This window comes from Arthrobacter sp. HMWF013, assembly GCF_003061105.1.
Classification (GTDB): Bacteria; Actinomycetota; Actinomycetes; order Actinomycetales; family Micrococcaceae; genus Arthrobacter.
In genome coordinates this window covers 441-7,272 of sequence record NZ_QAIQ01000380.1, presented here as the reverse complement: position 1 = coordinate 7,272, position 6,832 = coordinate 441, and the positions used below count along the sequence as shown (strand labels likewise).

The window sequence follows — 6,832 nt, the reverse complement described above, 5'->3', positions numbered from 1 at the left end:
GCTCCAACGAACAGGACATCATCGGGCTTGCCGACCGGCTGCCGGAAGGTCCCGCCTACGCCGCGGTGCGCGCACCGATTGCCGAAGGCGGGGGCTACGCCTGGTTCGCCAACCGCGGGATCGGCCGCCCCACTGCGGAATCACTGGCCGAGACCATGGCCTGGTTCCGCACCTGGCTCGATGCTGTGGCGCCGGCCGGCCGTCCCGTGGTGCTGGTCGGGTTCAGCGGCGGGGCGGCCTTCGCGGGCGGCCTGCTGCTGGCGGACCCGCACCGCTTCGCAGGCACCGCGATCCTTTACGGCACCCTCCCGTTCGACGCCGGCGTGCCCGTCACGCCCGGCAGCCTGGCCGGGGTCCCGGTCTTCGTTGCCCACGGCGAGCAGGACCGGGTCATCCCGGCGGAGCTGCTGCAGGGAACCTGGGACTATCTGCACGGTGAATCCGGTGCGGCTGTCCGTTCCCGCCGCGATCCCGGCGGCCATGGCATCACCGGCCAGACGCTGGCGGAGCTCGGCATCTGGATTGAGGGACTGCTGGCACACGAGGGATAGCTTCCCCCGTGTGAAGCAACAGCGGTCGACGGCGGGAGGTCCCGCCGTCGTCTGCTCGTTGTGGTGCGGGCGTCGGGGGTTCACCATGTTCGTATGGATGCCGAGATGCCAAAGGCAGACGAGCTGAACCTTCCCCAGGCCCTGCTTCTGCTGGCGACCACCGACCATGACGGCAGGTCCGCCGTTCCGCACGCCGTGCTGACTGCCGCTTTGTCCGGCGCGATACTGGCCGAGCTGGAACTGCTCGGTGCCATCGAGTTGCATGGAAAGCACGTCCGTGCCACCGGCACATCCCCGCAGACCGATTTCGGGAACCAATTGGAACTCATCCGGGACGGATCGCGCCCGCACACCCCCAAACGCTGGGTTTCCATGCTGGAAAGCCGTGCCGAGCTGCGCCGTGTCTATGAAGGGCTGGCGTCGTTGGGCATCGTGGACCAGGTGGGCGAGAGGCGCCTTGGCCTGTTCAGGAGGACGCGCTACCCGGAGAAAGACCACGCTCCGGAGGCTGCGCTGCTGGAGAAGGTCGGGGCCGCCCTCAGTGGCGGGTCAGCCGATCCGCGTACCAGGGCACTGACGTCGTTGCTCTACTCGGCGGAGCTGATCGGAAAGATATTCCCGGGGATAGACCAGGGACATGCGAGGGAACTTGCGCACAACTACTGGCCGTCCCGCGCCGTGGCCGCCGAGCTGCGCATGATCAGGCTGGCGGAGGCGGAAACAGCCAGCTAAGCAAGCGGCCGACGGCGGGGGGTCCCGCCGTCGGCCGCTTCTTCTGTTTTCAGGCGCCTACCAGGCCGCCGCTGGCCCAGCGCCGCACAGCGAGCTTCTCGCCGGCGTCGAACTCCAGCAGCGCCACCCTGCAGAGTTCCTCAACGTTCGCGGTCCACGCTGCTGCCAGCTCTGGCGCCGTTGGCTCGTCATTGAGCGGGAAATTGGCGTAGGCCAGGCCCTGAAGGACAAAGCCGACGGCGTTCCGGGAGACGGGTTGCCCCGCGCTGACGCAGTCATCCCGCACCAGCCGGGAGAGTTCGGTGCGGCTGGTGGGGTGTTCCCGCAGCCTGGTTTCCAGGGCATGGAACATCTGCCGGAACTGGGCTTCGGACAGTGCCGGCACATCCGTCACCCTGCTGACCTGCTCCTCGATGCCGGGCTGCACTTCAGCAGGCGCGGGGAGATCCTCACTCGAGAACCTCTTTGCGTCCCACACCCAGCCGCCCTGCGCGGGGGAATATTCAACGTCCTGGCCGATCTGGGAGATCCAGGTCCCGAACTTTCCGTAGCCGCCCCAGTCCGTCTTCAGGGAAGGATCCGCCGTGAGGGCCCGGTGGGCCACCAGCGCGCCGACCACCGGCCCGGGAGCGGTGCGGACGAAATCGAGGACCTCACGGATAGCGGGGGAGGCCGCCTTGGCCTTGGTCTTTGCTGCCGCCGGGACGTTCTGCTGCTTACCGGGCGCCACGGCACGCGCCGGCTCCACCGCCGTGCCGTTGAGGATGGCGACGAAGTCGTGGGACTCCACCACGTGGTCCGCCATCTCCCGGTACGCGAAGGCCACTGCGCCTGCCGCGATGACGGTGGTCATCCTGTCGGCGGCCCGGAACCGCTGGATCAATGACGTGAAGTCGGCATCGGCCGAGGCGATGAAGAACTCCTCGATCCCGCCGTTGCCCGACAGCGCGTCCATGGCGTCCAGCACCAGGTTGATGTCCGTACTGCTCTTGCCCCGCTGCGTCAGCGACGGGCAGTCGATCACGCGGAACCCGGCGCGGGTCCAGTAGGTCCGGTACTTCGAGTACACCATCGGGTTCAGGTAGCAGTTGCGGATCAGGAAGCGGCGGGCACCCTCGCCCGAACCTCCCGCCGACAACGCGTCGGCCCAGTGCTTGGGGTCCTCCGCAAACCGCTTCGCCGCCAGCGGATCCAGGGCCTGCAGGCCGGTGAACACATTGTCGAAGTCAACGAACATCGCAGCGCGGATGCCGGGCCTGCGGGACGGTGGGACGGCCTCATTCATTCGTACAGCTTAGGTGCTGAGTTCCCAATGGACCCGGATGGCCTCGGCAATCGGACCGGCGTCGGGGTCCACCCGGAAAGCGACGGGTGCGGTCCCGGTCTCTTCGATAACCGCGTCACGGTACACCCGGCCGCAGGACGGGCACAGGGTGTAGAGGTCCTCATCCTCAGGCCATGGTGCCAGTCCCGCGGGGACGGCGGTGTTTTCGCCGATGTAAACCGGTACGCCTTCTGAATTGGCCTGGATCAAACCGTCCTTGCTGACGGTATTGCCGCACACGCAGGTGATGGTGGTGACATCATGATCGACCACTTCGGCGGTTTCCGTGTCCATGATGACCTCCCGGCGCTGGAAGAGAAATGCTGGTATCAGCTTAAGCCTGCTGGTCTCCGAGAGCGCCTGGCAAACGGAAACCGACGACGGCGGGAGGGCCCGCCGTCGTCCGCTCCACCCCGTATCATCGGAGGCATCCGTCCCTTTGAGAGTGGAGTGACCCATGCAGCTCGGCGCTTTTTCGATCAGCCTCACCGTCAAGGACATCGCGGCTTCAGCTGCGTTTTACGAGAAGCTTGGCTTCAGCAGTTTCGGCGGCGACATCACGCAGAACTGGCTGATCCTGAAGAACGGCGAGACGGTCATCGGCCTCTTCCAGGGGATGTTTGAGCAGAACATGCTCACGTTCAATCCGGGCTGGAACCAGAATGCGGAAGCCGTGGAATCCTTCACCGATGTCCGCGAACTCCAGCGGGACCTCAAAGCCAAGGGCGTGGAGTTCCTCTCCGAAGCTGACGAGTCCACTACCGGGCCGGCGAGCTTTATGCTCGTGGACCCCGACGGAAACCCGGTGCTGTTCGATCAGCACGTCTGACCGGCTTCTGTCCGCCGTGGATTAGGTAGCGGGCACCCGGAGCACCCCAACAGCCGCCTCAAGGTACGGCACCGGATCGGGGTCGGTTCCGGCGGCCCACTGCATCCACGCCTCGAACGTCGCCCCGAGATACGCGGCACACAAATACCCGGCCACATCTTCGCGAACACCGGCCGCGGCAAGGTAGGCCCGGGCAACTTCACGCTGCGGTGCCAGGGACGCGTAGCTCTGGCTGCCAAGTTCGGGGTGTTCGGCGATCAAGCGCAGCCGGCCGCGCGTCACCGCGAGATCGGGCAGCACGGCAGCCCCCGCGACAGCCGCCTCACGCAGCCCCGCCAGGATGTCGCCGTCGGCGGCTGATTCCGGTCCTCCGCCCAGAACCCGCGCGGATGCCTCGACCACGGGCTCCATCCCGCCCCAGATCAGTTCCGCCTTGCTGGAGAAGTACCGATACAGGCTTTTGCGGCCAATACCGGCCTCGCGGGCGATGTCCTCCATGGAGGTCTGCTCATACCCGCGCTCGGCGAAAAGCCGCAACGCGATGGCGGCAACGGCGTCGGGATCGATGGTCACCGGCCGGCCCATGGAGCGTGGCGGGGCAGCGGTCACGGCTTCCGAAGGCATGCCACCAGTATTCACCCTTACATAATGACACAGGGTGTCATAAGGTGGTTGGCATTGGCTCCATCAACGTTTGGAAGGACATCATGGGCAACGAAGCCGCATGGCAGGAGGCCGTCACCAACGGCCGTTTCGCCGGAGAAACAGTCATCGTGACGGGCGCCGGGTCGGGCATCGGGCTGGCCACCGCGCTGCGCATCGCCAAGGAGGGCGGCAAGGTCATCGCGGCCGACATCAGCAAGGAGCGCCTGGACAACCTGGTCGCCGAGAACGCCGGGCTGGACCTGGTCCCTGTGGCCGGCGACATCTCCACCGAGGAGACCGTTGCTGCCGTCATCGCTGCCGCCGCCGGACGTGTTGACGCCCTCGCAAACGTGGCCGGCATCATGGACAGCTTCGCCCCGATCCACGAAGTGGACGACGAAACCTGGGACCGCGTCTTCCGGATCAACGTCACCGCCCTCATGCGCCTGACCCGCGCCGTGGTGCCGCTGATGCTCGACGCCGGGACTGGCTCCGTGGTCAACGTGTCCTCCGAGGCTGGCCTGCGCGGATCCGCCGCCGGCGCCGCCTATACGGCCTCCAAGCATGCCGTCATCGGCCTGACCAAGAACTCGGCCGTGATGTACGGGCCGAAGGGCCTGCGCTTCAACGCCGTAGCCCCCGGCGCTACCATCACCAACATCGTGGCCAACTGGGGATCGCAACTGGCGGCCGAGCGCCTCGGCCCGCTGATGCAGGTCAACATCCCCGCGCCCGCCACCTCGGCGCAGCTCGCCGCCTCGATCACATTCCTGCTGAGCGACGACGGCACCAACCTCAACGGCGCCATACTGGCGTCCGACGGCGGCTGGTCGGCCCTGTAGGAAGTGGCACCTAAGCGGGCGCGGCACTTAGCAAAGCGGGCGACGGCGGGAGGTTCCGCCATCGCCCGCTTCTGTTTGTGATGCTGGGGATTTTCGAGCGATTGAGCCTGGGCTCTTGACAGATGCAAAACGTTTTGGCTACTGTGATCAACACAACAAGCAAAACGTTTTGCAAAGGACGAGTCAATGGCGACAAAGATCGGCATCCGGGAAGTGGCCAAAGCCGCCGGAGTTTCAGTGACCACGGTTTCCCACGCCCTCAATGAAGCCACCAGCTCCAGGGTCAACCCCCAGACCCAGCAGCACGTACGCGCTGTGGCGAAGGATCTCGGCTACGCACCCAACCGGCTCGCCAGTGGACTGCGCAACCAGCGGTCGCAGATCCTCGGCCTGGTGAGCGACGAAATCACCACCACCCCCTTTGCCGGCGCGATGATCCGCGGGGCCCAGGATGCCGCCTACGAACGCGGCTACGTGATGATGGTGGTCAATTCCGGGCTGGACAGCGAACTGGAACAACGCGAAATCCGCATGCTCCAGCAGCATCAGGTGGACGGCATCGTCTACGCCAAGATGTACCACCAGGGCGTGGTGCTCCCGGAGGAACTGGACGGACTGCCCACAGTCCTCCTCGACGCAGTCTCCACCGATCTCTCTGTCTCCTCCGTGGTGCCCGATGAGATTGCCGCGGCCGAGGCCGCAGTGGAAACCCTGATCAGCGCCGGCCACACCGGGATCGGGATGATCAACAATGTGGACGACATCCCGGCAACCCACGGCCGCCTGGAGGGATTCCACAACGCGCTGCGCCGGCACGGCCTGACACCTGCCCCGCAGCACATCACCGCGGCAGTGGCGGACACTGCGGGCGGACGGGAAGCGGCAATGGCTCTGCTGGCGCTCCCGGACCGGCCGTCGGCTCTGTTCTGCTTCAGCGACAGGGTGGCAATGGGCGCTTACCAGGCTGCCTCGGCGCTGGGCCTGCGGATCCCCGAAGATGTCTCGATTGTCGGAATGGACAACCTTGAGCTCATCGCGGACGCCCTGTGGCCCGGGCTCACCACGGTGGCGCTGCCGCACTACGAGATGGGGCGCTGGGCGGTGGTGCGGCTTCTGAACGATATCGAGGGGCCAACGGTGCCCGCGGTCCAGGAAAAGCTTGCCTGCCCGGTGGTCCACCGCGGTTCGGTAGGCCCGCCACCGCTGTAGGCCCGTTCCCGGCCCGCTCCAGGACCTGCGCAGACTGCCAGGAATCCAGCCGTTATTACCCAAAACACGTTCCGAACCCCGTTTCCGGCAAAACAAGGGACGCAGCCGTTGCGCCGGCTACGCCCCTCACGGACACGGGCTACTCATCCACGCACGAAATCAGCAGAAAGACTCAACCATGAACAAGCGATTCACCCGTATCCTGGCCACCAGCCTAGCGGCAGCTTCACTCCTGGGCACTCTGGGCGCCTGCAGCAAGGGAAGCGCCTCATCCTCCTCGGAGGGCGCCAATGAAATCACCATGTGGACCCACAACGCCGGAAATCCGGAGGAGCTGAAGGCCCTCGAGGATGTCGTTGCCGCCTACAACAGCAGCAGTGACGCGAAGGCCAAGGTCAAGGTCCAGGCCTTCCCCCAGGATTCCTACAACGACTCAGTGGTGTCAGCCGCTTCGGCCGGGAACCTCCCGTGCATCGTGGACATCGACGGTCCCAACGTTCCCAACTGGGCCTGGGCCGAATACCTTCAGCCCCTGAAACTGTCCGCCGATCTCACCGGCAACCTCCCCAGCACTGTGGCCAAGTGGGAGGGGGAAACCTACGCGGTGGGCTACTACGATGTCGCCCTGGCCATGATGGCCCGTGCCTCGGACCTCAAAGCAGCCGGCGTTCGCGTGGCCACCATCGAGGAACCGTGGACC

The 6,832-nt window shown here is 65.9% G+C and carries 9 protein-coding genes; 6 read left to right on the top strand and 3 right to left on the bottom strand.

From position 1 onward, the window contains the following. A partial coding sequence (locus tag DBR22_RS14100) for an alpha/beta hydrolase (RefSeq protein WP_108599530.1) occupies window positions 1-551 on the top strand: 551 nt, incomplete at its 5' end. Between the two features lie 105 nt (window positions 552-656). Further along, complete coding sequence (locus tag DBR22_RS14095; protein ID WP_308810214.1) at window positions 657-1,283, top strand: GPP34 family phosphoprotein; 627 nt, start codon at window positions 657-659, stop codon at window positions 1,281-1,283. Window positions 1,284-1,332: 49 nt separating this feature from the next. Here the strand turns inward: DBR22_RS14095 and DBR22_RS14090 are convergent, their stop codons facing one another. Continuing rightward, window positions 1,333-2,568, bottom strand: coding sequence for an NYN domain-containing protein (locus DBR22_RS14090; protein WP_108599528.1), 1,236 nt, complete (start codon window positions 2,566-2,568; stop codon window positions 1,333-1,335). A gap of 9 nt (window positions 2,569-2,577) precedes the next feature. Further along, on the bottom strand, window positions 2,578-2,901 hold the full coding sequence (locus DBR22_RS14085) for a hypothetical protein (protein ID WP_108599527.1): 324 nt from the start codon (window positions 2,899-2,901) through the stop codon (window positions 2,578-2,580). A gap of 163 nt (window positions 2,902-3,064) precedes the next feature. On the opposite strand from DBR22_RS14085, the gene DBR22_RS14080 reads away from it, so the two are divergent. Further along, the gene (locus DBR22_RS14080; protein ID WP_108599526.1) at window positions 3,065-3,436 is read left to right on the top strand and encodes a VOC family protein; all 372 of its coding nucleotides are present in this window, start codon (window positions 3,065-3,067) and stop codon (window positions 3,434-3,436) included. A 21-nt stretch (window positions 3,437-3,457) separates the two neighbouring features. Here DBR22_RS14080 and DBR22_RS14075 read toward each other — a convergent pair whose 3' ends face one another. Next, window positions 3,458-4,060, bottom strand: coding sequence for a TetR/AcrR family transcriptional regulator (locus DBR22_RS14075; RefSeq protein WP_108599525.1), 603 nt, complete (start codon window positions 4,058-4,060; stop codon window positions 3,458-3,460). 83 nt (window positions 4,061-4,143) lie between these two features. On the opposite strand from DBR22_RS14075, the gene DBR22_RS14070 reads away from it, so the two are divergent. From DBR22_RS14070 to DBR22_RS24555, 3 genes are all read left to right on the top strand, one after another. Beyond that, the gene (locus tag DBR22_RS14070; protein WP_108599532.1) at window positions 4,144-4,923 is read left to right on the top strand and encodes an SDR family NAD(P)-dependent oxidoreductase; all 780 of its coding nucleotides are present in this window, start codon (window positions 4,144-4,146) and stop codon (window positions 4,921-4,923) included. 186 nt (window positions 4,924-5,109) lie between these two features. Beyond that, window positions 5,110-6,132 carry a LacI family DNA-binding transcriptional regulator gene (locus DBR22_RS14065; RefSeq protein WP_258229207.1) on the top strand — a complete coding sequence of 341 codons (1,023 nt, stop codon included), beginning with the start codon at window positions 5,110-5,112 and terminating at the stop codon, window positions 6,130-6,132. Window positions 6,133-6,310: 178 nt separating this feature from the next. Beyond that, a partial coding sequence (locus DBR22_RS24555; protein WP_258229206.1) for an extracellular solute-binding protein occupies window positions 6,311-6,832 on the top strand: 522 nt, incomplete at its 3' end.